At 75.1% G+C, this 25,175-nt stretch carries 22 protein-coding genes and 1 pseudogene; 14 read left to right on the top strand and 9 right to left on the bottom strand.

The window, feature by feature from the left end; genetic code table 11:
* Window positions 1-3 precede the first annotated feature (3 nt).
* Window positions 4-711 carry a tellurium resistance protein gene (locus tag Q1K26_RS27785; RefSeq protein WP_300019418.1) on the bottom strand — a complete coding sequence of 236 codons (708 nt, stop codon included), beginning with the start codon at window positions 709-711 and terminating at the stop codon, window positions 4-6.
* Between the two features lie 28 nt (window positions 712-739).
* Window positions 740-1,315, bottom strand: coding sequence for a TerD family protein (locus Q1K26_RS27790; protein ID WP_300019420.1), 576 nt, complete (start codon window positions 1,313-1,315; stop codon window positions 740-742).
* A 147-nt stretch (window positions 1,316-1,462) separates the two neighbouring features.
* Here Q1K26_RS27790 and Q1K26_RS27795 point away from each other — a divergent pair, with 147 nt between their 5' ends.
* Together Q1K26_RS27795 and polA are read left to right on the top strand one after the other, a co-directional pair.
* Window positions 1,463-1,984: a GNAT family N-acetyltransferase gene (locus Q1K26_RS27795; protein ID WP_300019422.1), complete on the top strand. Its 522-nt coding sequence runs from the start codon at window positions 1,463-1,465 to the stop codon at window positions 1,982-1,984.
* A 290-nt stretch (window positions 1,985-2,274) separates the two neighbouring features.
* Window positions 2,275-5,079: a DNA polymerase I gene (gene polA, locus Q1K26_RS27800; protein WP_300019424.1), complete on the top strand. Its 2,805-nt coding sequence runs from the start codon at window positions 2,275-2,277 to the stop codon at window positions 5,077-5,079.
* 21 nt (window positions 5,080-5,100) lie between these two features.
* Here the strand turns inward: polA and Q1K26_RS27805 are convergent, their stop codons facing one another.
* On the bottom strand, window positions 5,101-5,433 hold the full coding sequence (locus Q1K26_RS27805; protein WP_363320560.1) for a type II toxin-antitoxin system PemK/MazF family toxin: 333 nt from the start codon (window positions 5,431-5,433) through the stop codon (window positions 5,101-5,103).
* Between the two features lie 54 nt (window positions 5,434-5,487).
* Window positions 5,488-6,027, bottom strand: a complete 540-nt coding sequence (locus Q1K26_RS27810) for a molybdenum cofactor biosysynthesis protein (RefSeq protein ID WP_300019428.1) — start codon at window positions 6,025-6,027, stop codon at window positions 5,488-5,490.
* Here Q1K26_RS27810 and Q1K26_RS27815 point away from each other — a divergent pair.
* On the top strand, window positions 6,022-6,612 hold the full coding sequence (locus tag Q1K26_RS27815) for an AAA family ATPase (RefSeq protein ID WP_300019430.1): 591 nt from the start codon (window positions 6,022-6,024) through the stop codon (window positions 6,610-6,612). The two genes, Q1K26_RS27810 and Q1K26_RS27815, sit on opposite strands and share 6 nt — an antisense overlap.
* Here the strand turns inward: Q1K26_RS27815 and Q1K26_RS27820 are convergent.
* The 4 genes and pseudogenes from Q1K26_RS27820 to Q1K26_RS27835 all read right to left on the bottom strand — a co-directional run bounded on the left by Q1K26_RS27820 (window position 6,536) and on the right by Q1K26_RS27835 (window position 11,796).
* Window positions 6,536-7,138 (bottom strand): methyltransferase domain-containing protein, encoded by a 603-nt coding sequence (locus Q1K26_RS27820; RefSeq protein WP_300019432.1) that lies wholly within the window; start codon window positions 7,136-7,138, stop codon window positions 6,536-6,538. The two genes, Q1K26_RS27815 and Q1K26_RS27820, sit on opposite strands and share 77 nt — an antisense overlap.
* A gap of 38 nt (window positions 7,139-7,176) precedes the next feature.
* Window positions 7,177-9,522, bottom strand: coding sequence for an AAA family ATPase (locus Q1K26_RS27825; protein WP_300019434.1), 2,346 nt, complete (start codon window positions 9,520-9,522; stop codon window positions 7,177-7,179).
* A pseudogene (locus tag Q1K26_RS28940) lies at window positions 9,473-10,561 on the bottom strand (BTAD domain-containing putative transcriptional regulator); the annotation flags it as partial. The gene Q1K26_RS27825 and the pseudogene Q1K26_RS28940, both read right to left, overlap by 50 nt.
* A gap of 206 nt (window positions 10,562-10,767) precedes the next feature.
* Entirely contained in the window at window positions 10,768-11,796 is a 1,029-nt protein-coding gene (locus Q1K26_RS27835; RefSeq protein WP_300019438.1) for an NAD(P)-dependent alcohol dehydrogenase, read from the bottom strand.
* Between the two features lie 165 nt (window positions 11,797-11,961).
* On the opposite strand from Q1K26_RS27835, the gene ruvC reads away from it, so the two are divergent.
* From ruvC to Q1K26_RS27875, 8 genes are all read left to right on the top strand, one after another.
* Window positions 11,962-12,528, top strand: coding sequence for a crossover junction endodeoxyribonuclease RuvC (ruvC, locus tag Q1K26_RS27840; RefSeq protein WP_300019640.1), 567 nt, complete (start codon window positions 11,962-11,964; stop codon window positions 12,526-12,528).
* Between the two features lie 435 nt (window positions 12,529-12,963).
* Window positions 12,964-13,563, top strand: coding sequence for a Holliday junction branch migration protein RuvA (ruvA, locus tag Q1K26_RS27845; RefSeq protein ID WP_300019440.1), 600 nt, complete (start codon window positions 12,964-12,966; stop codon window positions 13,561-13,563).
* A gap of 93 nt (window positions 13,564-13,656) precedes the next feature.
* Window positions 13,657-14,682 carry a Holliday junction branch migration DNA helicase RuvB gene (ruvB, locus tag Q1K26_RS27850; protein ID WP_300019442.1) on the top strand — a complete coding sequence of 342 codons (1,026 nt, stop codon included), beginning with the start codon at window positions 13,657-13,659 and terminating at the stop codon, window positions 14,680-14,682.
* A gap of 54 nt (window positions 14,683-14,736) precedes the next feature.
* The gene (gene yajC, locus Q1K26_RS27855) at window positions 14,737-15,108 is read left to right on the top strand and encodes a preprotein translocase subunit YajC (RefSeq protein WP_300019444.1); all 372 of its coding nucleotides are present in this window, start codon (window positions 14,737-14,739) and stop codon (window positions 15,106-15,108) included.
* A gap of 57 nt (window positions 15,109-15,165) precedes the next feature.
* Complete coding sequence (secD, locus tag Q1K26_RS27860) at window positions 15,166-17,004, top strand: protein translocase subunit SecD (RefSeq protein ID WP_300019446.1); 1,839 nt, start codon at window positions 15,166-15,168, stop codon at window positions 17,002-17,004.
* A gap of 1 nt (window position 17,005) precedes the next feature.
* The gene (gene secF, locus Q1K26_RS27865; protein WP_300019448.1) at window positions 17,006-18,229 is read left to right on the top strand and encodes a protein translocase subunit SecF; all 1,224 of its coding nucleotides are present in this window, start codon (window positions 17,006-17,008) and stop codon (window positions 18,227-18,229) included.
* Between the two features lie 23 nt (window positions 18,230-18,252).
* A complete protein-coding gene (locus tag Q1K26_RS27870; protein ID WP_300019642.1) occupies window positions 18,253-18,759 on the top strand; it encodes an adenine phosphoribosyltransferase in 507 nt (168 codons plus the stop codon).
* A 173-nt stretch (window positions 18,760-18,932) separates the two neighbouring features.
* Window positions 18,933-21,245 carry a bifunctional (p)ppGpp synthetase/guanosine-3',5'-bis(diphosphate) 3'-pyrophosphohydrolase gene (locus Q1K26_RS27875; RefSeq protein WP_300019450.1) on the top strand — a complete coding sequence of 771 codons (2,313 nt, stop codon included), beginning with the start codon at window positions 18,933-18,935 and terminating at the stop codon, window positions 21,243-21,245.
* 193 nt (window positions 21,246-21,438) lie between these two features.
* Here the strand turns inward: Q1K26_RS27875 and Q1K26_RS27880 are convergent, their stop codons facing one another.
* On the bottom strand, window positions 21,439-22,275 hold the full coding sequence (locus Q1K26_RS27880; RefSeq protein WP_300019452.1) for a peptidylprolyl isomerase: 837 nt from the start codon (window positions 22,273-22,275) through the stop codon (window positions 21,439-21,441).
* A gap of 68 nt (window positions 22,276-22,343) precedes the next feature.
* Here Q1K26_RS27880 and Q1K26_RS27885 point away from each other — a divergent pair, with 68 nt between their 5' ends.
* The 3 genes from Q1K26_RS27885 to Q1K26_RS27895 are packed head-to-tail and all read left to right on the top strand — an operon-like array spanning window position 22,344 to window position 24,962.
* Window positions 22,344-23,027 (top strand): MBL fold metallo-hydrolase, encoded by a 684-nt coding sequence (locus Q1K26_RS27885; RefSeq protein ID WP_300019454.1) that lies wholly within the window; start codon window positions 22,344-22,346, stop codon window positions 23,025-23,027.
* Complete coding sequence (gene hisS, locus Q1K26_RS27890; protein ID WP_300019456.1) at window positions 23,024-24,289, top strand: histidine--tRNA ligase; 1,266 nt, start codon at window positions 23,024-23,026, stop codon at window positions 24,287-24,289. The genes Q1K26_RS27885 and hisS overlap by 4 nt, the downstream gene beginning before the upstream one ends.
* Window positions 24,282-24,962, top strand: a complete 681-nt coding sequence (locus tag Q1K26_RS27895; protein ID WP_300019458.1) for a class I SAM-dependent methyltransferase — start codon at window positions 24,282-24,284, stop codon at window positions 24,960-24,962. Before hisS ends, Q1K26_RS27895 begins: the two co-directional genes overlap by 8 nt.
* The last annotated feature ends 213 nt before the right edge of the window (window positions 24,963-25,175 follow it).

Here is a 25,175-nt window from a genome sequence, read left to right on the forward strand (position 1 = left end):
GGACTACTTGCGCCCGCGAGCCCAGTCCATGCCCCACCCGTAGGCGCGGTCGACGTCGGCCTGCCCACCCCGGATGTAGCGCACCTCGCGGTTGACGGTGAGCTCGCCGCCCCGGTTCTCCAGCATCGCGATGACGCAGGTGGGCGACCCCGGGTCGGACTCGTCCAGGCGCACCTCGATCTCCGGGCCCGCCGAGGGGAACAGCGTGACGACCCCGTCGGCGCTGGCCCAGTTCGGCACACCCTCGTAGATGAACGTGAACACCAGGATGCGCCGGATCTCGTTGATGCGCGACAGGTCGATGAACATGTTCTCGCCGCCGACGTTCGACCCGGAACGGTCGTCGCCGTCGAGCCGGATGATCGGCGCGCCCTGGTAGGGCGCCTGGAATGCGTTGCCCAGGGCCTGTACCACGCCCTTGCTGCCGTCGGTGAACTCCCAGAGACAGGCGAGGTCGAGGTCGATCCCGCCGCCCCCTCCGCCGGTGAGCTTGCTGAACAGGCCCTTCTTCGCGGGTGCTGCCCCGGTGCTCCACTGCAGGTTGACGCGCAGCTGGCCGCCCGCGCCGCCCTGTTTGGTGAGCGAGATGCTCGGCGCCGACTTCGTCAGGGTGACCTTCGACAGAGACACCCCACCGCCGGCGGCCGGTGCGGCCGGCGGCGCCGACGGTTCGGTCGACTTGGACGGTCGCTTGTTGTAGTCGATGGCCACGGTGTCGTCTCCCGCCTTCCGCCCCGGCTCAGACGTTGACGCCGAAGTCGCGGGCGATGCCCGCGAGGCCCGAGGCGTAGCCCTGGCCGACGGCGCGGAACTTCCACTCGGCCCCGTTGCGGTACAGCTCGCCGAAGACCATCGCGGTCTCGGTGGAGGCGTCCTCGGTGAGGTCGTAGCGGGCGATCTCGGAACCGCCCGCGGAGTTCACGACGCGGATGAACGCGTTGCGGACCTGGCCGAAGTTCTGCTGGCGGGTGTCGGCGTCGTAGATGCTGACCGGGAAGACGACCTTGTCGATGTCGGCGGGCAGCCCGGCCAGGTTGACCTTGACCTGCTCGTCGTCGCCCTCGCCCTCACCGGTGAGGTTGTCGCCGGTGTGCTCGATGGTGCCGTCGGGGCTGGTCAGGTTGTTGAAGAAGATGAAGTGCTTGTCGGAGGCGGCCTTGCCCGACGCGTTGAGCGCGATGGCGGAGGCGTCGAGGTCGAATTCGGTGCCGGTGGTGCTGCGCACGTCCCATCCGAGGCCGACGATCACGTCGGTGAGGCCCGGGGCCTCCTTGCTCAGGCTGACGTTTCCACCCTTGGTGAGGCTGACTCCCACGTACCTACTCCGAATCTGTCTCTCGGGGGGCTGGTCCCCCCGAACGTCGATCTGAGCCCGGCCGAGCATATCGGGACGGACCGGACCAGCTGTCAAGAGCCGAACGGGCAAACCGCCCCGCAGGTTCCCGGGCCTACCCTGCCCGACATGGACGAGCTGCGGGTGGGCAGGCCCGGACCGGAGCATGCGGGCGAGCTGCTGACCGTGCAGCGTGCCGCCTACGTGACCGAGGCGCAACGCTACGACGCCCCGCACATCCCGCCGCTGGTCGAGACGCTCGGGGAGGTGCACGCCGACCTCGAGTCCGCGGACCGCGGGGCCGGGCCGGTGGTCCGGGCCGCGTGGATCGGTGCCCGGCTGGTCGGTTCCGTGCGCGGGCGTGTCGACGGGGACCGGATGGAGATCTCGCGGCTCACCGTCGCCCCTGACGTGCAGGGCCGGGGCGTGGCCCGTGCACTGTTGACCGCGGTGCACGCCGCCACGCCGGACGCCGTCCGTACCTGCTGGCTGGTCACCGGCGCGCGCAGCGAGGACAACATGCGGCTCTACGCCGCGGCGGGCTACGCGGTCACCGGGCGCGCCATCGACGCGGCCGGGGTCGAGCTGGTGCGGATGGAGCGCGCCGGGACCGACGGTGCCGGCCCCGCCGCCCCGCCGGGAGGCCCGTGACGGAGGCCCGGTTCGGCCGCGTGGCAGCGCGTGCCGCTCGTCGCCTCGTGATCGTCGGATCGGTACGTCGAGCGGGACCTGGCGTGCTTCCCGGTTCCGAGACGTCGATCATGGCCCGTCGCGCGCCGAGGGCTCCCGTCCCCGGCCGGCCGGGGACCCCGACGCTGACCGGGCCCCGGTGTGGCCTGCGCGAGGGACCGGGGCCCGGGCGGAGGCGGCACGGGGCGGGTCGGGCCCGCGGCGTGCGGCGATGCCGGGACTGTCGGGGGTCGGTCCTAGACTCCGATCCGATGAGTCCCGCCACCCCCGCGCCCGGCCAGACCGGCACCCAGAGATCGGGCGCAGACGCCGCCTCCGCCGTCCCGTCCACCGGGCGGCGGCTGCTGCTGCTCGACGGCCACTCCCTGGCCTACCGGGCGTTCTTCGCGCTGCCCGCGGAGAACTTCCGCACCGGCACGGGGCAGACCACGAACGCGGTCTACGGCTTCACCTCGATGCTCATCAACCTGCTGCGCGACGAGGCACCCACGCACCTCGCGGTGGCGTTCGACGTCTCGCGCACCACCTTCCGGTCGGAGCGGTTCGCCGAGTACAAGGCCAATCGCACCACCACCCCGGACGACTTCCGCGGCCAGGTCGACCTCATCAAGGAGGTCCTCGACGCACTGGCGATCCCGCACTTCGGGGTGGCCGGGTTCGAGGCCGACGACGTCATCGCCACCCTCGCCACCCAGGCCGAGACCGACGGCTTCCAGGTGGCCATCACCACCGGCGACCGCGACGCGTTCCAGCTCGTCAGCGACAACGTGATGGTGCTCTACCCGACCCGCGGGGTGTCCGAGCTGGGCCGGATCGACCCGGCCGCGGTGATGGACCGCTACGGGCTCACCCCCGCGCAGTACCCCGACTTCGCGGCGCTGCGCGGCGACCCCAGCGACAACCTGCCCAACATCCCCGGCGTCGGGGAGAAGACGGCCGCCAAGTGGGTGCGCGAGTACGGGTCGCTGGCCGAGCTCACCGACCGCGTCGACGAGGTGAAGGGCAAGGCAGGCGACGCCCTGCGGGCCAACCTGGCCAACGTGCTGCTCAACCGCCAGCTCACCGAGCTGATCCGCGACGTCCCGCTCGACACCACGCCCGCCGAGCTGGAGGTGCGGCCGTGGGACCGCGACGCGGTGCACCGGCTGTTCGACGAGCTGGAGTTCCGGGTGCTGCGCGAGCGCCTGTTCGCCACGCTGGTCTCCGCCGAGCCCGAGGCCGAGGGCGGCATCGAGGTGCAGGGCGGCGCGATCGCTCCGGGCGGGGTGCGGGCCTGGCTCGACGCGCACGCCCGTGACGGCCGCCGCGTCGGGCTCGCCTTCCACGGCATCACCGGCGGTGCCACGGACGGCGACCTCGCCGGCATCGCGCTGGCCGCGGGCGAGCCCACGGTGGAGGCCCGTGCGGCCGGCGCCACGGCGGGCGTCCCCCAGGCCGGCTACCTCGACCTCACCACGCTCACCCCCGACGACGAGGCCGCGCTCGGCGAGTGGCTCGCCGATCCCGAGGTGCCCAAGGCGGCCCACGACGCCAAGGCGGCGCTGCACGCGCTGCGCGGCCGCGGCTGGCTTCTCGCCGGTCTCACCAGCGACACCGCGCTCGCCGCTTACCTCACCAGGCCCGGGCAGCGCAGCTTCGACCTCGCCGACCTCGCGTTGCGGCACCTGCGCCGCGAGCTGCGCGTCGACGGCGAGGACGCGGGCGGGCAGCTGTCGCTCCTGGGCGGCGAGGAGGAGGCCGACGCGCAGCGCGCGAGCGGCCGGATGGCGGCCGCGTCGGCCGTGGCCGAGCTGGCCGACGTGCTCGACGTCGAGCTCGCCGAGAAGGCGGCCACCGCGCTGCTCACCGGCCTGGAGCTGCCGCTGCAGTACGTGCTGGCGGACCTGGAGACCGCGGGCATCGCGGTGGACGGTGACGCGCTGGCCGCGCTGGAGGCCGACTTCGCCGCGCAGGTCAAGCAGGCCGCCCAGGACGCCTACGCCGTGATCGGCAAGGAGATCAACCTCGGCTCGCCCAAGCAGCTGCAGGTGGTGCTGTTCGACGAGCTGAACATGCCGAAGACCAAGCGCACCAAGACCGGCTACACGACCGACGCCGACGCGCTGGCCACGCTGTACGAGCAGACCGGCAACGAGTTCCTGCAGCACCTGCTGGCCCACCGCGACGCCACGCGGCTCAAGGTCACCGTCGACGGCCTGCTCAAGTCCGTCGCCGACGACGGGCGCATCCACACCACCTACAGCCAGACGATCGCGGCCACCGGCCGGTTGAGCTCCACCGAGCCGAACCTGCAGAACGTGCCGATCCGCACGGCCGCGGGCCGCCGGATCCGCGAGACGTTCGTGGTGGGTGCGGGCTACGCGGAGCTGATGACGGCCGACTACAGCCAGATCGAGATGCGGATCATGGCGCACCTGTCGGAGGACACCGCGCTGATCGAGGCGTTCCGCAGCAGCCACGACTTCCACGCCGAGACCGCGGCCCGGGTGTTCTCCGTCGAGGCCACCGAGGTCACCCCGGCGCAGCGGGCCAAGATCAAGGCGATGAACTACGGCCTGGCCTACGGCCTGTCCGCGTTCGGGCTCTCGGGCCAGCTGCGGATCTCCACCGACGAGGCCCGCGGCCTGATGGACGACTACTTCGCCGGCTTCGGCGGGGTGCGCGACTACCTGGCGGGAGTGGTCGACAGGGCCCGCAAGGACGGCTTCACCGCCACCATCATGGACCGCCGCCGCTACCTGCCCGACCTCACCAGCGACAACCGCCAGCGCCGCGAGATGGCCGAGCGGATGGCGCTCAACGCCCCGATCCAGGGCAGCGCCGCCGACATCATCAAGGTCGCGATGCTCGGCGTGCACCGCGCGCTCACCGCCGAGGGCCTGCGCAGCCGGATGCTGCTGCAGGTGCACGACGAGCTGGTCCTGGAGGTCGCCGAGGGCGAGCGCGAGCAGCTGGAGACACTGGTGCGCCGGGAGATGGCCGCCGCCGCGGAGCTGTCGGTGCCGCTGGAGGTGTCGGTCGGCTACGGCCGCAGCTGGGACGACGCGGCCCACTGAGCAACGCGGCCGCCGCACTGTTCAGCAGCCGACGGCGAACCGGTGGGCGCGACAGACCTCGTCGAGGCGTGTCGTGGACAGCCGGGCGATGGGGGTCCGCAGGCGCTCCCGGCGCAGGGTGAAGACGTTGTCGAAGTTGGCGGCGCACCGACGGGGGAGACCGTCGACCGCGGTGAGTTCCACCTCGGTCGGGATGCCGCGCACGCGGGTCGTGACGGGGGCGACCAGCACGGTGGCCCAACCGTTCGATGAACCGCGGCAGATCCCAGCGCATCCCGTCGCCGGCGACGAGCGCCCGGCCGACCGCACCGGCCACCGGCTCGTCGCTCCACGCGGGGTCGCCCCGGCGGCCACGCTGCGGGGCCGGACGGGATCCGCGCCGGGGGCCTCGCGGGCATCGGGCCGGCCTCACGACCGCGGGCGACCCTGCCCCGATGCCGTCGGCGTGCCGAGCAGCACGACCGCGGACCCGACCCGCAGCACACCGTCGGTGAGCGGTTCGCAGCGCCTCCCCCCGCGACCGCGCAGGGCCCGGAACGCGCCGGGGGCGAGCACGACGTCCATCCAGGCGCACGGGTTCGCGGGGCGGTGGGCGCGGAAGCGGACCGGGCCGTCGCCGGAGTCGAGGGTGAACTCCGTGCCGCGGGGCAGGTCGTCGACGGCGAACCCGCGCAGCACGACCGTCCGGCGGGCGAGCAGCGGGTCGGGGACGGCGGGCAGGCCCAGCTCACGGGCCACGTGTTCCAGGGACTCGACTGCGATCAGCGTGATCGACGCCGCCCGGTGCGCGGGTCGGCCGAAGTAGCGATCGCCCACCACGCCGAGCCCGGCGCGGATCTCGATGCGCTCGCGCGACCCGCCGTCGGGATCGGGGAGGGGGCCGTCGGCGGGCCGTCCGGAATACGCGTGGACGGGGGAGGCGTGCAGCGCGACGATCTCCACGTGCATGGGGTCGAGCCTACGGAGGCACCACGGCGGATCCTCGTGGCCGGCGGGTCCGGGGCGGGCAAGAGCACGGTCGCCGCCGCGGTCGCGGCGCGGCTGGGCCTGCCTTACGTCGAGCTGGACTCGCTGTTCCACGGCCCGGGCTGGGTGCCGCGGCCGGAGTTCGCGGCGGACGCGGCGGCGCTCGCCGCGGGCGAGGTCTGGGTGACCGAGTGGCAGTACTCGCTCGCGCGGCCGGTGCTGCTCGCGCGCGCGGAGCTGCTGGTGTGGCTGGACCTGCCGCGGTGGCGGGTGATGGTCCAGCTCGTGGCACGGACGCTGCGTCGGCGGGCCACCGGCGCGCAGCTGTGGAACGGCAACGTCGAACCGCCGCTGCGGACGGTGCTCACCGACCGCGACCACCTCCTGCGCTGGGCCTGGCGGACCCATCCCGACACCGCCCGGCGGATCGCGACGGCCCGTGCGCAGGGCCGGTGCCCGCCGGTGGTGCGGCTGCGCAGCCGCGCGGAGATCAGGGCGTGGCTGGAGCGGGGCGCCGGGCGACCAGCACCCGGGCCGGGGGCAGGTTCGCCCACACCACCGGGCTGAGCGCGACCTCGCCGAACCGGGCGCGCACGGCGCTCTCCTGGCGCCGGGCCGGCGGCATCCACGTCGTGGGCAGCAGCGTGACCTGCGTGAACGTGCCGGTCGGGGCCAGCGCGGCGGCGGCGACGTCGGCGATCGGCGCGCTCGCCCACGCGACCCAGGGGAGCAGGCTGGACACCGCGTCGACGGTCCCGACGTCGAGGCCGCGCAGCAGGGCGGGCAGGTCGCCCGCGTCGCCGGGGACGACGGTCACCCCCGGGTGGCGGGCGGCGAGCCGGCGCGCCAGCTCCGGGTTGAGCTCGACCGCGACGTGCCGGCCACGGCCTGCGAGGCGGGCGGCGAGCGCGTCGGTGACCCGCCCGGTGCCCGCGCCCAGCTCGACGACCGTCGGGGCGGCGGCGGGGTCGTCCAGGAGCGGGTCCAGCGGGGCGAGCATCGCCGCGACCAGCGCGTCGGAGCTGGCCGTGACCGTGGCGACGCGGGTGGGGGCGCGGAGGAACTCGCGGAACAGGACTCGGCGGTCGGACACGGCCGGACCGTAGGCGGCGCGGGTGAACGGCAGGTGACTCAGCGCGCGGCGGCCCGGGCGGCCGCCACGCGGCGCGACCAGCCGGGCATGCCGAGGCGCGCGAACGCGACCGCCGCGGCGTCGAGCAGCGGTGCGGCGCGGCCGTGGTCGCCCGACCGGGTGTGCATCAGGCCCTCGTCGTGGTCGACGACCGCGCGCAGCGGGCGGGCGGCCTGCCCGTCGAGGACGGCACGGGCGGCGTCGAACCAGCGGTGGGCCTCGTCGCGGCGGCCGTCGAGCGCGCAGAGCCGGGCCAGGGCGTGGCGCGCGTCGGTCATCGGGAAGCGGAAGTCGGCGGGCAGCGCGCGCTCGCGCAGGGCGCGCTCGACGACGCTGAGGTGGTCGCGCCGGTCGAGCAGCCACAGCACCTCGGCCACCTCGCAGGCCGTGCGGCCGTAGTTCGGTGCCCACGCCGGGGCGGCGCGCAACGCCCGGACCGGGCGGGCGAGCAGGCCCAGCGCCGCCGCACCGTGCTGCATCCGGGCCTCGGCGCGGGCACTGATCGCGTCGATCGCGGCGCTGCCCCAGTGCCGGTCCGGCGCCGGGACCCGCCAGCGGGCGAAGTCGGCCAACCGCTCCGGCCAGCCCACGTCGCGGGCCATCGTCAGCGCGTCCTCGGCGCCCTCGTGGTGCAGCAGCTGCCAGCCGGGCCCCAGACCCGGCAGCCGGGCGACCAGCCCGCGGACGTGCGCCACCACCTCCGCGCCGCCGCCGAGGTCACCCAGCGCCACCCGGCAGCGCGCCGCCCCCGCCCGGCAGTACACCTCCAGGGCCAGCTGCCCGGCGGCCTCCGCGGCGGCCGCGTCCCGCTCGAACAGCGGCACCGCGGCGGCGTAGTCGCCGACCAGGAACGCCGCGACGGTCGGGTCGTCGGCCGCCTCGGCCGGGATCGCCGCCCGGCTGCCGTACACGGCGGCGACGGCGTAGCGGGCCAGGTCGCCGCGCCCGGCCAGCCGTCCCGAGCCCAACAGCACCCGCAGGGCGCGCCGGCGCCCCGGCAGGTCCAGCGGGATGCCCGGGTGGTCGGGGTCGGACGCCTCGCGCCGGTCGAGGTCCAGCAGCGTGAGCGCGGCCCAGGTGACGGGGTCCGACCCGTCCAGGGCGGTGAGCGCGGCGGGGGCGAGCGACCAGGCGTGCCGGTTGCTGCCCGCCTGCGCGAGCGCCGTCGCGACCTCGGCGGCCACCGTCGGGAGGCCGCAGACGCGCGCGGCGTCGACGGCCTCGTCGAAGCGCAGGGCCCAGGCCAGGGCCACCGCCGCGCGGGCGAGCAGCTCCGGTGCCCGCCCGTCGCCGGGGGGCAGCAGGTCCAGCGCGACCCGCAGGAACGCCGCGTGCTCGTCGTGGGCACCGGCGCGGCGGGCCTGCTCGGCCGCCTCCCGCGCCGGCCCGACCCCGGCGCTCGCACCGGGGAGCCCGGCCGCGCGGTGGTACTGCGCCGCGATCTCCGCCGCTGTGATGCGCACGCCGTCCGCCCTGGCCGCGTCCAGCGCGACGGCGAGCTCGCGGTGCAGCCGCAGCCTGCGCGACGGGTTGAGCTCCCGGTGCACCGCGTGCCGGATCAGGGCGTGGGTGAAGTCGTAGCGGTCGGGCCGGGTGTCGGGGACGACCAGCCCGGCGTCGATGACGTCGTCGAGCGCCGCGAGCGCCTCGGCGTCGTCGAGGCCCGCGACCGCCCGCACCGGCTCGAACGGGAACGGCCCCTCGACGCCCGCCGCGGCGTCGAGGAGCCGGTTGGCCCGTTCGGGCAGCCGGGCCCGGCGCCGCGCGGTCACCTGGCGGACGCCCTCGGGCACCGCGGACAGCGGCAGGTCGGTGCCGAGGCGGCCGTCGCCGTCGGGGTGCAGCGCCCCGTCGTCGTGCAGGTGCCGGACGATCTCGCGGGCGAGGAACGGGTTGCCGTCGGTCTCGGCCCACACGGCGGCGACGAGGTCGGTGCTCACCGGCGCTCCCGCGACGGAACCGAGCAGGGCGGCCAGCGCCTCCCCGTCGATGCCGCCCAGGCGCAGCTCGCGGCACTCGGCCTCGCTGCGCAGCGCGCCGAGCGCGTCGGCGAACGGGTGCCGGGCACCGACCTCCTCGCCGCGGTAGGCCGCGACGACGAGCACCGGCTCGCGGGCCGTCACCCGCGCGGTGTGTCGCAGCATCGCCACCGTGCCGCTGTCGGCCCAGTGCAGGTCGTCGAGCAGCAGGACCAGCGGTGCCGTGGCGGCCAGCGCGGCGACCCGCCGGGCGACGGCGTCGAGCAACCGCGTGCGCAGCTCGTCGGGGCGCAGCTTGTCGGGGGTCCGGGCGTCGGACGTGCCGTCGTACGGCTCGGCGGGGACGAGCGCGGCGGGGACGAGCATCTCGACGGCCGCGTCGGCGGTCCCGGCCCGGCCCAGCGCCTCGGCGAAGGGGGTGGAACGGCAGCGCCCCGCCCTCCGGGCAGCGGCCGGTGAGCACCCTCGCCCCGTCCGCCGCGGCCGCGGCGGCGAGCTCGGCGAGCAGGCGGGTCTTGCCGATGCCGGGCTCGCCGCGCACCAGCACCACCCCACCCCGGCCCGCGGCGGCCTCCGCGACGTGCGCCCGGAGCGTGCCGAGCTCGCGCTCGCGCCCCACGAACGTGCCCCGGTCGATCGGGCCCGCCGCGGGCGTCGCCGCCAGCGCCGGGTCCTGGGCCAGGACCGCCGCGTGCAGCGCGCGCACCTCGGGCCCGGGCTCGACGCCCAGCTCCGCGGCCAGCCCGCCGCGCAGCCTGCGGTAGGTGTCGAGCGCCTCGGCCTGCCGGCCGTCGCGGTAGAGCGCGAGCATGAGCTGCGCCCACGCGCGTTCGCGCAGCGGATGGTCGGCGACCATGGTCTCCAGCACCGCCACCGCCTCGCGGTGCCCACCGAGGGCGAGCATCGACGCGACGCGGTCCTCCGCGGCGGCCGCGCGCAGCTCCGCGAGCCGGGCGGCCTCCGTACGCGCGAACGGCCGGGCGGCGAACTCGTCGAGTGCCGGTCCGCGCCACAGCACCAGCGCGTCGTCGAACGCGGCGACGGCGCCCGCGTGGTCACCGCGGGCCGCGGCGCGGCGCCCGGCCACGATCCGCGACTCGGCGAGCGCGGCGTCGCAGTCCGGGGCGTCGAGCAGGTAGCCCGGCGCCCGGGTGCGGATCGTGACGCCGCCGCCGTCGAGCGCCCGCCGCAGCCGCAGCACGTAGTTCTGCAGGGTCTTCGCCGCCGTGCGCGGCGGCGAGCCGTCCCACAGGGCGTCGACGAGCCGGTCCTCGCCGACGACCGTGCCGCGGTGCACCGCCAGCACCGCGAGCAGGCAGCGTTCCTTCGGCCCGATCGGTCGCGCCGAGCCGTCGCTCCCGAACACCTCGACCGGGCCGAGGATCCGCAGGGCCACCACCGGCATCCGCACAGCCTCCGCGCGGTCGCCGGTCGCTGTCCAGACGCCGGTGGGGCGGTGCCGGCCACCCCCTCCGTGACCGGCGCCCCGCGGCCGGCCCGCTCAGGCGTCGAGCTCGCCCCGGCCCGCGTGGGCCGCCGCCGGCGTCCTGACCGCGACGGCGCCGACGAGCAGGGCCCGCCCGGCCGGTGGCGTGCCGACGATCCGCCCGGTCACGGGACCAGCACCGCCCGGCCGTGGAGCCGGCCGCTCTCGAGGTCGGCGAACGCGTCGGCGAACGCCTCCAGCGGGTAGCTGCGGGTCCGGACCCCCACCCCGCCCGACGCGGCCAGCGCGATCAGCTCCCGCAGGTCGTCGTGGGTGCCGACGGCGTTGCCGACGACGCTGATCTCCGGGAGCACCAGGTTGAACGTCGGCACCCGCAGCTCCCCGCCGTATCCGACGACGAAGTAGGTGCCGCGGGCCCGGACCATCGCCAGCGACGACGCGACCGCGTCGCCCTCGCCGACGAAGTCGAGCACCGCCTCGGCACCCGCACCACCGGTGAGCTCGGCGACCCGCTCGCCCTGGGTGCCGTCGGCCGGCACGACGTGGTGGGCGCCGCAGTCCGCGGCGAGCTTGAGCGACTCGGGGTCCGGGTCGACCGCGATCACCTCGGCGGCGGTGAGTGCGCGCAGGCACTGCACCGCGATGTGCCCCAGCCCGCCGATCCCGACCACCACGACGCGGGTGCCCGGGCCGAGCAGCGGAACGGCCTTGCGGACGGCGTGCATCACCGTGAGGCCCGCGTCGGCGTGCGGGGCGACGTCGGCCGGTTCCAGGCCCGCCGGCAGCGGCAGCACCGCGCGGTCGGTGGTGCGCATCAGCTCGGCGAACCCGCCCGCACGGGTCAGGCCGGTGAAGTCCATGCCGCGCGCGCAGCGCATGTCGTCGCCGATCCGGCAGGCCGGGCACGTCCCGCAGGAGGACTGCGGATGGCAGATCACGGCGTCGCCGACCACGACGTTCTCCACCGCGGTGCCGACCTCGTGCACCCAGCCCGTGGTCTCGTGACCCAGCACGAGCGGCAGTTCGGTGGGCACGGCCGGGGCGAACCAGCCGTCGCGGATGTGCAGGTCGGTGCGGCACAGACCGGCGCCGCCGACGCGGATTACGACGTCGTGCGGGCCGGTCGCGGCGGGTTCGGGGACCTCGTCGAGTCGCGGGGGTTCGGAGTAGGCGTGCAGGCGGACGGCTTTCACGGTCGACCTCCGGTGTGTCGGGAGCAGGTGCGGCCGAGGGTGAGCCGGACCGGTCGCGGTCCGGTCGCGCTCCGGTCGCGCCCGGCGTGCCCCCGCGGTCCCGGACCCGGTTCGCCGGTAGCGTGCGGGCTCGAACGACTGTTCGTGGACGGGCGGGGGAACCAGGTGCGGGTGCTCGGAGTGGACCCGGGGCTGACGCGCTGCGGCCTCGGTGTCGTCGACGGCTCGGGTGGTCGCACGGTGCGGGCGGTGGCCGTCGACGTCGTCCGGACCTCCGCGGACCTGCCGCTGGCCGAGCGGCTGCTGGCCGTCGGCGCGGAGGTGGAGCGGTGGATCGCGCTGCACCGCCCCGACGTCGTGGCCATCGAGCGGGTGTTCAGCCAGCACAACGTGCGCACCGTCATGGGCACGGCCCAGGCCAGCGGGGTGGTGGCGCTGCTCGCCGCCCGCGCCGGGCTGCCGGTCGCGTTCCACACCCCCAGCGAGGTGAAGGCCGCGGTCACCGGCGAGGGGCGGGCGGGCAAGGAGCAGGTGACGACGATGGTGACGAAGGTGCTGGGGCTGGCGCGGGCCCCGCGCCCCGCCGACGCCGCCGACGCGCTCGCACTCGCCGTCTGCCACTGCTGGCGGGCCCCGATGCTCGACCGGATGGCCCAGGCCAAGGCCCGCTCCGACGAGCTCGCCCGCGCCCACCGGGCCCGGCTGGCGGCCGCGGCGCGGGCCGCCCGGTAGCGGGTCGCGGGCCGGGAGCCGGTCTCGCGCGCCCCGGGGCGCCTCGCGGCCTGCCGGCGGCGCGCGAGCGGCCGTCGAGCGCGCGAGAGCGTCGAGCTGCGCCCGGTCCGACGAGGCCGCCGCGCTTCCCGGGTCGGCCGGCGGTCGCGCCCGAACGGCCGGTAGCCCGTGTGCCGGTCGGCGCACGAACGCCCGGGCGCGGCGGTTCGCGCGCTGGATGGTGCCTCGCGGCCTCCCGACGGCGCGCGAGCCGCCGGTGGGCGCGCGAGCGGCCGTCGGGCGCGCGAGAGCGTCGGCCCTGCCCGGTCCGACGAGCTCGCCCGCGCTCTCCGGGTCCGGCCGCGGTCGCGCCGGTCGGCGTGCCCTGCGCGAGATCGGCGGGCGTCGCCGGTAGCCTCCGGCCTCGAACGACTGTTCGCGCGAAGGGACTCCACGGTGATCAGTTCGGTGCGGGGCGAGGTGCTGGAGATCGCGCTGGATCACGCCGTCGTCGAGGTCGGCGGGGTCGGGCTGGCGGTGATGGCCGCCCCGAACACGCTCGCCGGCCTGCGCCGCGGCGAGCAGGCACGGCTCGCGACCGTGCTGGTGGTCCGGGAGGACTCGCTCACCCTGTTCGGGTTCGCCGACGCCGAGCAGCGGGAGCTGTTCGTGCTGGTCCAGACGGTCAGCGGGATCGGGCCGCGGATCGCGCTGGCCACGCTGGCCGTGCTCGAACCCGACACACTGCGCCGCGCCCTGCTCGACGGCGACCTCGCCACCCTCACCCGCGTGCCCGGCATCGGCCGCAAGGGCGCCGAGCGCCTGGTGCTGGAGCTCAAGGACAAGGTCACGGCCCCGGCCGCCGAGCAGGCGCACCTGCCGACGACCGCGGCGAGCGGCAGCCCGCACCGTGACGAGGTGGTGGAGGCCCTCATCGGCCTCGGCTTCCCGCAGAGACCCGCCGAACAGGCCGTGGACGGAGCGCTGGCGACAGCAGATCACCCCACGTCGAGCACCCTGCTGCGCACCGCCCTGACGACCCTGGGCCGCCGATGACCCGCACGTCGGAGCCGTACTGCTGTTCCGGGCGCTCGACGACAGCTCCACGGCTCCGAAGTGCGGGTGGGCCGAGGAGTGAGGGGGCGGCACGTGGGTGAGTTGACGCCCGACGTCGAGCCCGAGGAGCTCGAGGTCGACGCCTCGCTGCGCCCCGCCTCCCTGACCGAGTTCATCGGGCAGCCGCGGGTGCGCGAGCAGCTGGAGCTGGTGCTGGAGGGGGCGCGGCGGCGCGGCGACCCGCCCGACCACATCCTGCTGTCCGGGCCGCCGGGGCTGGGCAAGACGAGCCTCGCGCTGATCGTCGCCACCGAGCTGGGGGCGGCGATCCGGCTGACGTCGGGGCCCGCGCTGGAGCGGGCCGGGGACCTCGCCGCGATGCTGTCCAACCTCGCACCCGGCGACGTGCTGTTCATCGACGAGATCCACCGGATCGCCCGGCCCGCCGAGGAGATGCTCTACCTCGCGATGGAGGACTTCCGCGTCGACGTGGTGGTCGGCAAGGGCCCGGGTGCCACGTCCATCCCGCTCGACATCGCACCGTTCACCCTCGTCGGGGCCACGACGCGGTCCGGCGCGCTGACCGGGCCCCTGCGCGACCGCTTCGGGTTCACCGCGCACATGGAGTTCTACGAGCCCGCCGAGCTGGAGCTGGTGCTGCGCCGCGCCGCGGTCATCCTCGGTGTCGACCTGCATCCCGACGGCGGGGAGGAGATCGCCGGCCGGTCGCGCGGCACGCCGCGCATCGCCAACCGGCTGCTGCGCCGCGTCCGCGACTTCGCGGAGGTCCGCGCCGACGGCCGGGTCACCCGCCGGGTGGCGCAGGAGGCGCTGGCCGTCTACGACGTCGACGCACTCGGCCTCGACCGGCTCGACCGCGCCGTGCTGGGTGCTCTGGTGCGGTCCTTCGGCGGCGGCCCGGTCGGGGTGTCGACGCTGGCCGTCGCGGTGGGGGAGGAGGCGGGTACCGTCGAGGAGGTCTGCGAGCCCTACCTCGTGCGCGCCGGGATGCTGGCGCGCACCCCGCGCGGCCGGGTGGCCACGGCGTCGGCCTGGGCCCATCTGGGTCTCACGCCCCCACCCGACGTGGTCCCCGGAGGCCCTCCGGCGTTGTTCTGAGGCCGGGCTGGCAGACTCAGGCCCCGGCCGACGACGTGCGGAGATACGGAGACCATGGACCTCTCACTGCTGTTCCCCCTGTTCATCCTGCTGCTGTTCATCCCGATCTTCCTGTCCGGTCGCAAGCAGCGGAAGCAGATGGCGGAGATGCAGGCCCTGCAGGCCTCGCTGGAGACCGGCGACATCGTCGTCACCACCTCGGGCCTGCGGGGTACCGTCGTGGACGCCTCCTACGAGGACACCGTCGACCTGGAGATCGCCGACGACGTGGTCACCACCTGGGTGCGCGCCGCCGTCCGCGAGAAGATCGTGGCGCCCTCGGACGAGGAGACGGCCGCCGACGACTCCGCCGACACCCCGCCGTCGCTGACCAAGGGCCCGTCGCTGTCCACGGACACCGACGCGAACGGCGCCCCGCGCAGCTGAGCACCCCGGCACCCGGGGCCGACGCCCCGGGTGGCCAGGCAGGAAGAAGAGACAACCGTGGCATCCTCCCCGGGGCAGATCCGCCCCTGGCGCCTCCTCGCGTCGTTCGTCGTCGTCGTCGGCGTCCTCTACTCGCTGGTGTTCTTCACCGGTGACGGCAGCGCCACCCCGAAGCTCGGCATCGACCTGCAGGGCGGCACCCGCGTCACCCTGGAGGCGCGCACCGAGACCGGGGCGGAGGCGCCCCGTGACCAGCTCCTGCTCGCGCAGCAGATCATCCAGCAGCGCGTCGACGGGCTGGGGGTCGGCGGCTCCGAGGTGGTGCTCGACGGCAACAACCTGACGATCACCGTCCCCGGCGACGACGGCGAGCAGGCGCGCTCGCTGGGCCAGACCGCCCAGCTGCGGTTCCGGGAGGTGGTCGGCACCCCGATCCCCGCCGTCCCCCCCGTGGACGCCCCGGCCGACGCGGTTCCCGAGGACGCCGCGCCGGAGGACGCCGCGCCCGCGGAGACCGCGCCGGGCGAGCCGACCCCGGCCGAGACCCCGCAGGGCGCCGGGCAGCCGGTGGTCGAGGCCGACGTCGAGCCGGTCGCGCGGACCTCGCCGCTGGACACCCCGGAGCCGACCCCGCCCCCGGCCGACCCCGCCACCCCGCAGGCGGGCGTCCCCGACGCCCCGGCCGACCCGGAGCTGGCCGCCGCCATCGCGCAGGCCCGCGAGGTGCGCCAGAACCCGGCGATCCTGACCGACCCGGCCGCCGCACAGGCCGCGCTGGACTCGCTGGACTGCGCGGCCAACGATCCCTTGCAGGGCTACGACGACCCGTCCCTGCCCCTGGTCGCCTGCGACCAGGACGGCACGGCCAAGTACGTGCTGAGCCCGAACATCACCGACTCCCAGGGGCGTGCCCTGGAGGGCACGATGATCGCCGGGGCGCAGGCCGTCCCGGCACCGGGCGGTATCGGTACCCAGGTCAGCCTGTCGTGGACGTCCGAGGGCGCCTCCATCTGGGGCGACTACACGACCAACAACGTCGGACAGCGCACCGCGTTCGTGCTCGACGGCGAGGTCGTCTCCGCGCCGACCATCCAGGTGCCGATCTTCGGCGACACGTCCATCGAGGGTCAGTTCACCCCCGAGGAGGCCCAGGACCTCGCCGGGGTGCTGCGCTACGGCTCGCTGCCGCTGTCGTTCACCTCCTCGGAGGCGCAGACGGTGTCGGCGACGCTCGGGCTCGCCTCGCTGCAGGCCGGGCTGATCGCGGGCGGGATCGGGTTGCTGCTCGTGTTCGTCTACTGCCTGATCTACTACCGCGTCCTGGGGCTGCTGACGATCCTGTCGCTGATCCTGTCCGGGGTCGTGGTCTACGCGGTGCTGATCCTGCTCGGGCGGTGGATCGGGTTCACCCTGGACCTGGCGGGCGTCGCCGGGTTCATCGTCGCCATCGGCATCACGGCCGACTCGTTCGTGATCTTCTTCGAACGGTTGAAGGACGAGATGCGGGAGGGCCGCACCTTCCGCTCGGCGGTACCGCGGGGCTGGGTCCGGGCCCGGCGCACCATCCTCGCCGCCGACGCGGTCAGCTTCCTGGCCGCGGTGGTGCTCTACGTGCTCGCCGTCGGGCAGGTGAAGGGGTTCGCGTTCACCCTGGGCCTGTCCACGGTGCTCGACCTGATCGTGGTGTTCCTGGTGACGCACCCGCTCGTGGCGCTGGCGTCGAAGTCGAAGACGTTCAGCAAGCCGTCGATCTCCGGTCTCGGCTCGGCCGCGCGGATGGGCGCGGAGTACAAGAAGGCGGAGAGCGCGAAGAAGGCCCGCAGCGCGAAGAACGCCGACAGCTCGAAGAACACCGACAGCGCGAGGAACACCGTGTCGACGACGAAGGGGGCCTGACGTGGCTGCATCCACCCACGGCTCCACCGGCGCGCGCGAGGGCGTGCTCACCCGGCTCTACACCGGTACCGGCGCGTTCGACATCGTCGGCAGGCGCCGGACCTGGTACGTCGTGTTCGGGCTGCTGATGCTGGTCTGCGTCCTGTCCATCGTGTTCCGCGGCTTCAACCTCGGCATCGACTTCACCGGCGGCACCCAGGTGCAGTTCCCGACCGCGGGCACGTCCGTCCCGGTCGAGGTCGAGGCCGTGCGCGGGGTGTACGAGCGCGTCATCGGCGACGAGCCCGTGGTGCAGCTCGCCGGCAGCGGGGCCAGCGAGTCGGTGCTCATCCGCGGGGAGGCGCTGGACCCCGCGCAGCTCGTGGCCCTCAAGCAGGCGCTGTTCGACACGTTCCAGCCGCTGGGCGCGGCCGGGGCACCCGCGCCCGCGGCGATCAGCGACAGCGCGGTCAGCGGCAGCTGGGGCGGGCAGATCACCCGCCAGGCCATCATCGCGCTCGCGGTGTTCCTGGTGCTGGTCACGGCGTTCCTCGCGCTGTACTTCGAGCGGTCCATGGCGGTCGCGGCGCTCGTGGCGCTGGTCCACGACGTCGTCGTCACCGCGGGCATCTACTCGCTCGTCGGGTTCGAGGTGTCACCGGCCACGGTCATCGGCCTGCTGACGATCCTCGGCTTCTCCCTCTACGACACCGTCGTCGTGTTCGACAAGGTCAGCGAGAACACCCGCGGGCTGCTCGGCCTCTCGCGGCGCACCTACGCCGAGGCGGCCAACCTGGCGCTCAACCAGACGCTGATGCGTTCGATCAACACCTCGCTGATCGCGGTGCTGCCCGTGCTGGGGCTGCTGGTGATCGGTGTCGGGCTGCTGGGGGTCGGCACGCTGGCCGATCTCGCGCTCGTGCAGATGGTCGGCATCATCGCCGGCGTCGTGTCGTCGCTGCTGCTGGCCACCCCGGTGCTGGTCGACCTGAAGAACCGTGACCCGAAGGTGCGCGAGCAGGCCGAGCGGGTGCGCACCCGGCGCCTGCACGCGGCGAACGCCATGGCCGGGGCCGGGGCCGGGGGACCCGAGCCCGACGTCGCCGACGGCGGCCCGCCCGCCGGCGAGCTGCGCCGGGAGAAGGCGATGACGGCGGCGTCGGCGGTGCCCGCGCGGCCGGGCAAGGCGGCCCCGCGCCGCCCCGCCGGCGGCTCGTCCCGGCCCACCGGCAAGCGGCGCCGGTGACCTCTCCGGACGACTCCTCGCTGATGCGGGTGGCCGGTCTCGTCGTCGACGTGCCCGACCACCCGGGCCCCGGGATCCTGTTCAAGGACATCACCCCGGTGCTGGCCGACGCCGAGGCGCTCACGACGGTCGCGACCGAGCTGGCGTCCTACGTGGGGCACGCGGACGTGGTGGTCGGCATCGAGGCCCGCGGGTTCCTGATCGGCGCCGCGGTCGCGCTGGTGGCCGGCACCGGGATCGTGCCGGTCCGCAAGGCGGGCAGGCTGCCGCGGGTCGCCGGGGCCCGCACCTACGACCTGGAGTACGGCACGGCCACCCTGGAGCTGCCGGCCGACACGATCGTGCCGGGTGCGCGCGCGTTCGTCGTCGACGACGTGCTGGCCACCGGCGGCACGGCGGCCGCGACCTGCGCGCTGCTCGCCGACGCGGGCGCCGAGGTGATCGGCTTCGGGGCGCTGCTGGAGCTGACCGCGCTGGGCGGGCGCGACGCCCTGGCCCCGATCCCGGTGCACGCCCTGCTGCCGGTCTGACGCAGGGCGTCCCCGCCTCGTCCCGCGTACCTCTGCGCCATCCGCGCATGTCCCGACGTGCGCGGACGGCGGCAGGGTGCGCGGGGCCCCGGCGGGCCTCGCGGCGGCGCCCCGACCGGGCCGTCGTGCGCCGCGCTTCCCCGGACTATCCTCGGCACCGTGGAGCGCAGCCGATGACCGACGTGGCCCCGGCGCCCCCGGTCCCGACCCCCGACGGCCCGGCCAAGCCGTCGGCGACGCGCCGGGTCCGGGCCCGGATCGCCCGGCGGATGACCCCGACCCGGGTGGGGCTGGTCGCGCCCGTCCTCGAGCCGCTGGCCAGCGTGCACCGGTCGCTGCACCCGAAGGCCGACCTCGCCCTGCTGCAGCGGGCCTACGACGTGGCCGAGGCCAAGCACGAGGGGCAGCAGCGCAAGTCCGGCGACCCCTACATCACCCACCCGCTGGCCGTCTCCACGATCCTGGCCGAGCTGGGCATGGACACCACCACGCTGGTCGCCGCGCTGCTGCACGACACCGTCGAGGACACCGACTACTCGCTGCAGCTGCTGCGCGCCGACTTCGGCGACGAGGTCACCCAGCTCGTCGACGGCGTCACCAAGCTCGACAAGGTCGAGTACGGCAACGCGGCCGAGGCCGAGACGATCCGCAAGATGATCGTGGCGATGGCGAAGGACCCGCGGGTGCTGGTCATCAAGCTGTCCGACCGCCTGCACAACATGCGCACGATGCGTTTCCTGCCGCCGGAGAAGCAGGCCAAGAAGGCGCGCGAGACCCTGGAGGTGTTCGCGCCGCTGGCGCACCGCCTGGGCATGGCCACGGTGAAGTGGGAGCTGGAGGACCTGTCGTTCTCCATCCTGCACCCGAAGAAGTACTCGGAGATCGTGCGGCTGGTCGCCACCCGGGCCCCGTCGCGCGACACCTACCTCAAGCAGGTGATCGACGAGGTCACCGCGTCGCTGGACTCGGCGCGGATCGCCGCCACCGTCGAGGGCCGGCCCAAGCACTACTACTCGATCTACCGCAAGATGATCGTCAAGGGCCGCGACTTCGACGACATCCACGACCTCGTCGGCGTCCGCGTGCTGGTCGACGCGGTGCGCGACTGCTACGCTGCGATGGGCATGGTGCACGCGCTGTGGCAGCCGATGCCCGGGCGGTTCAAGGACTACATCGCCCAGCCCCGGTTCGGCGTCTACCAGTCGCTGCACACCACCGTGATCGGGCCGGACGGCAAGCCGCTCGAGGTGCAGATCCGCACCCACGACATGCACGGCACCGCCGAGTACGGCATCGCCGCGCACTGGCGGTACAAGGAGCTCGCGAGGGGCGGCTCGGCGGGTGCGGTCGAGGTCGACGAGATGTCGTGGATGCGCAAGCTGCTGGACTGGCAGCGGGAGGCGGCCGACCCCGGTGACTTCCTCGAGTCGCTGCGCTTCGACCTCAACACCAAGGAGATCTTCGTCTTCACGCCCAAGGGCGACGTGCTGACGCTGCCGCTGGGGTCCACGCCCGTCGACCTCGCCTACGCGGTGCACACCGAGGTGGGCAACCGCTGCATCGGGTCGCGGGTGAACGGTCGCCTGGTGGCGCTGGAGCGCCGGCTGGAGTCCGGCGACGTCGTCGAGATCTTCACCTCCAAGGCCGAGGGGGCGGGGCCCAGCCGCGACTGGCTCGACTTCGCCGCTTCCCCCCGCGCCAAGACCAAGATCAAGCAGTGGTTCGCGAAGGAACGCCGCGAGGAGGCCATCGAGGCGGGCAAGGAGGCGATCACCCGCGAGGCCCGCCGCACCGGCATGCCGATCCAGCGCCTCGTGTCGGCCGACTCGATGAGCGCGCTGTCGCACGAGCTGCACTACCCGGACCTCTCCGGGCTCTACGCCGCCGTCGGCGAGGGCCACGCCAGCGCCCGGCACGTGGTGCAGCGGCTGATGGCGCTGCTCGGCGGCGTCGAGGACGCGGAGGAGGAGCTCGCCGAGCGCGCCACCCCGTCCACGATCCGCTCGCGCCGCGTGGCGGGCGACGCCGGGGTCGTCGTCCGCGGCGACTCCGCCGATCTCGCCGACCTCTACACGAAGCTCGCCCGCTGCTGCACGCCCGTGCCCGGTGACGACATCCTCGGTTTCGTCACCCGCGGCGGCGGCATCTCCGTGCACCGCACCGACTGCACCAACGCCGCCGACCTGCAGAGCCGCTCCGAGCGCCTGGTCGACGTCGCGTGGTCGGTGTCGGCGGGCTCGGTGTTCCTCGTCGCGATCCAGGCCGAGGCGCTCGACCGGCACCGGCTGCTCTCCGACATCACCAAGGTGCTGGCCGACGAGAAGGTCAACATCCTGTCGGCCTCGGTCACCACGTCGCGCGACCGGGTGGCGATCTCGCGGTTCAGCTTCGAGATGGGCGACCCCAAGCACCTCGGGCACGTGCTGCGGGCGGTGCGCAACGTCGAGGGCGTCTACGACGTGTACCGGGTGACGTCGGCGGCCTGACCGGCGCGAACACATGATCGCCACGTGCGGTGCGATCGCGACAGCTCTGTCGCCCCTGCACCACAGACCGCGATCGAGGGCTACCGGTCCCACAGGTCGCAGTGGTGGGCCGCGGCTGCGGGCGTCGCGTCGCGGCCCGTCGCGGTGATCGTCGACAGCGCGCCGCCGGGCCCGCTGCCGGCCGCGGGGAGCGTCAGCCGACCGTCGCGGTCTCGATGGTGACGGGCTGGTTGGGAGCGCCGTCACCCTGCGGGGTCGACCCGGCCCGCGCGACCTCGTCGACGACCGACAGGCCCTCGGGCGAGATCGTGCCGAACGCCGTGTACTCCGGCGGCAGGTCGGCGGTGCCGTACACCATGAAGAACTGGCTGCCGCCGCTGTCGGGCTCCGGGGTCTTGGCCATCGCGAGGATGCCGCGGCCGTAGGCCAGCTCGGCGAACACCTCGTCCGGGATGGTGTAGCCCGGCCCGCCCGTTCCGGAGCCGGTGGGGTCGCCGCACTGCAGCACCTGCAGGCCGGGGCTGGTGGTGAGGCGGTGGCACGGGGTGCCGTCGTAGTAGCCCTGCTGGACCAGGCTCACGAAGCTGTTGACCGTGCACGGTGCCAGCGCCCGGTCCAGTGCGAGTGGCACGACACCCGCGCTGGTGTTCAGCGTGACAGCCTGGGTGCCCTCGCTGCTCACGTCCGTGGCCGGCGGGAGCTCGGCGGGCTTGGCGGCCTCGCCGCCCGCGACGTAGTCGCAGGAGGTGGGGTTCGGCAGCGGTGTGGAGCGCGCCGGGACCGGAGCGAGCTCGGTGGGGATGTCGACGGCGGCCACCGGGTCGTCGTCGGGCGGCGCGGCGACGTCGGTGGTCTCGGACCCGCCGCCCAGCGTCGTGAGCAGCACGATCCCGACGACGACCACGACCACCACCGCCGCCGAGGTGATCACGGCGACCCGCTGGCGGCGCTTGGTCTGCATCTCCCGCCGCTCCTGCTGGCGTTCGAGCTTGCGCTTGGCCGCCTCGCGCCGCATCTGGTTCGTCGCCACCGTGCACCCCTCTGCTCCGCCGATCGGCCGCCACGATATCCAGCAGCACCGGGCTCTACGCTGGTCGGGTGCTCGTCGCCGGATTTCCCGCAGGTTCGTTCCAGACCAACTGCTACGTGGTGGCCCAGGGTCCGGGGGAGGCGTGCGTCGTGGTCGACCCCGGCCAGGACGCCGTCGAGCCCCTGGACGCCCTGCTCGCCGAGCACCGGCTGACCCCGGTCGCCGTGCTGCTCACGCACGGGCACTTCGACCACACGTTCAGCGTCACCCCGGTCTGCGACGGCCACGACGTCGCGGCCTGGATCCACCCGGACGACCGCGCGATGCTCGCCGACCCGATGAAGGGCCTGTCCTCCGAGGCGGCCGCGTTCTTCGGGGGGCGGCTGGAGATGCGCGAGCCCCGGTCGGTGGAGGAGCTGGTCGACGGCGCGTCCCTGGAGCTCGCCGGGCTCACGCTGCGCGTCGACCACACACCGGGCCACACGCGGGGCTCGGTCGTGTTCACGACCGACACCCCCGAGGGCGTCGAGGTCGTCATCGCGGGCGACACGCTGTTCGCCGGGTCGATCGGGCGCACCGACCTGCCCGGCGGCGACCACGCGCAGATGCTGGTCAGCCTGCGCGACAAGCTGCTGACCCGACCCGACGACGCGGTGGTGCTGCCCGGGCACGGGCCCACCACCACGGTCGGTCGCGAGCGCGCGTCCAACCCGTTCCTGCAGGGCCTGCCCGTTCCCGGTCGTGGCCTGTGAACACCGCGTTCGCCGCGCCCAAGGGGATCCCCGAGTACACCCCGCCCGACTCCGCGGGGTTCGCGCACGTCCGCGCCACGCTGATCGCCGCCGCCGACCGCGCCGGCTACGGGCTGCTGGAGCTGCCCGTCTTCGAGGACACCGGGCTCTACGCCCGCGGGGTGGGGGAGTCCACCGACGTCGTCAGCAAGGAGATGTACACCTTCGCCGACCGCGGAGGGCGCTCGGTCACGCTGCGGCCGGAGGGCACGGCGGGTGTGGTGCGGTCGGTGATCGAGCACGGGCTCGACCGCGCCGGGCTGCCGGTCAAGGTCCACTACTCCGGCCCGTTCTTCCGGTACGAGCGCCCGCAGGCGGGGCGCTACCGGCAGCTGCAGCAGGTGGGTGTCGAGGCGATCGGGATCGACGACCCGGCGCTGGACGCCGAGGTGATCGCGGTGGCCGACGAAGGGTTCCGGGCGCTCGGGCTCACCGGGTACCGCCTGGAGCTCACCTCGCTCGGCGACGAGGACTGCCGCCCCGCCTACCGGGAACTGCTCACCGGGTTCCTGTCCCGGCTCGATCTCGACGAGTCCACGCGCGAGCGGGCCAGGGTCAATCCGCTGCGGGTGCTCGACGACAAGCGGCCGGAGGTGCGCGCCCTGATGGCCGACGCGCCCCTGCTGCGCCACCACCTGTCCCCGGCGGCGGCCGAGCACCACGCCGCCGTGCTCGGTCACCTCGACGACCTGGGTGTCGCGTACGTGGAGAACCCGCGGATGGTGCGCGGGCTGGACTACTACACGAAGACCACGTTCGAGTTCGTGCACGACGGGCTGGGCGCGCAGTCCGGCATCGGCGGCGGCGGACGCTACGACGGGCTGATGGCCACGCTCGGCGGGCCGCCGCTGTCCGGCGTCGGGTTCGGGATCGGGGTCGACCGCACGCTGCTCGCCTGCCGGGCCGAGGGCGTCGCACCGTGGACCGGGGCCCGCTGCGAGGTGTTCGGGGTGCCGCTGGGCGAGGCCGCGAGGCGCCGGCTCGTCGCCATGGCGGGGGAGCTGCGCCGCGCGGGGGTGCGCGTGGACCTGTCCTACGGCGGGCGCGGGCTCAAGGGAGCGATGAAGTCGGCCGACCGGTCCGGGGCCCGCTACGCGCTCGTGCTCGGCGACCGGGACCTCGACGCCGGCACCGTCGGGGTCAAGGACCTGGTGTCGGGTGAGCAGCGGTCGGTTCCGCTGGACGGGGCCGTCGCCGAGCTGGTCGCGTCGCTCGGTGGCTGAGCCGTCGGGCCCGCCGCCGGACGGGCGTGCGACCGACCCGGACCCGGCGCGAACGGTGCCGGGACCGGCCGACGTGGGGCCCGGGCCGCGGGTGCCGGACACCGCCGGAGCGTCCGATCCGCGACCGCTCGCGGCCCTGTCCGGTGCGGCGGCGGACCGCGAGCGTTGGGACGGTCGGCACGCCGTCGCCGGACCGACGGTGGCGGCGCCGCCGGACGCCCTGCGCGGGCGCGAGTCGCTGCTCCCCGTGAGCGGCCGGATGCTCGACGTGGCCTGCGGGCGCGGCGGGGTGGCCGTGTGGTTCGCGCGGCGCGGCTGGCGGGTGGACGCCGTCGACGTGTCGCCGGTCGGGCTCGCCGCGGGTGCGGCGGCGGCCCCGCAGGTGACCTGGCACGTCCACGACCTCGGCCGCGGGCTCCCCGTGGAGTGCGCCGGGCCCTACGACGTGGTCGTCTGCCAGCGCTTCCGCGACCCCGCGCTGTACCCGGCCCTCGCCGCGGCCCTCGCGCCGGGCGGGCTGCTGGTGCTCACCGTGCTGTCCGAGGTGGGCGACACCGCGGGTCCCTACCGCGCAGCACCCGGCGAGCTCGCCGCCGCGTTCCCCGAGCTGGAGCACCTCGCGCACGCCGAGCGTGACGGACAGGCCACGCTCCTGGCCCGCCGCGGGCCCTGACGCCGCGTCCGCGCGCCGCGGGCCCTGACGCGCGCCCGCCGCACCGCGCAGGCCGGTTCCGGGCGGACCTGCGGTGCGCACCTGCCCGCGACCCCGGCGCAGTGCCGTGCTCGTCCCCGCTTCGCGCGCCGCCGGGGCCCTCGCGGCCTGCCGGGAGCGCGCGAGCCACGGCTGGGCGCGCGAGCGGCGGCTGGGCGCGCGAACCGCCCGGGC

It is taken from the genome of Pseudonocardia sp., assembly GCF_029263155.1.
Lineage (GTDB): Bacteria > Actinomycetota > Actinomycetes > Mycobacteriales > Pseudonocardiaceae > Pseudonocardia.

Bases quoted from the DNA above. Each gene is read 5' to 3' on its own strand.
- Q1K26_RS27795 (WP_300019422.1), top strand. From the start codon at position 1,463: ATGGACGAGCTGCGGGTGGGCAGGCCCGGACCGGAGCATGCGGGCGAG.
- polA (WP_300019424.1), top strand. From the start codon at position 2,275: ATGAGTCCCGCCACCCCCGCGCCCGGCCAGACCGGCACCCAGAGATCG.
- Q1K26_RS27810 (WP_300019428.1), bottom strand. From the start codon at position 6,027: ATGCACGTGGAGATCGTCGCGCTGCACGCCTCCCCCGTCCACGCGTAT.
- Q1K26_RS27825 (WP_300019434.1), bottom strand. From the start codon at position 9,522: ATGCTCGTCCCCGCCGCGCTCGTCCCCGCCGAGCCGTACGACGGCACG.
- yajC (WP_300019444.1), top strand. From the start codon at position 14,737: ATGGACCTCTCACTGCTGTTCCCCCTGTTCATCCTGCTGCTGTTCATC.
- Q1K26_RS27870 (WP_300019642.1), top strand. From the start codon at position 18,253: ATGCGGGTGGCCGGTCTCGTCGTCGACGTGCCCGACCACCCGGGCCCC.
- Q1K26_RS27875 (WP_300019450.1), top strand. From the start codon at position 18,933: ATGACCGACGTGGCCCCGGCGCCCCCGGTCCCGACCCCCGACGGCCCG.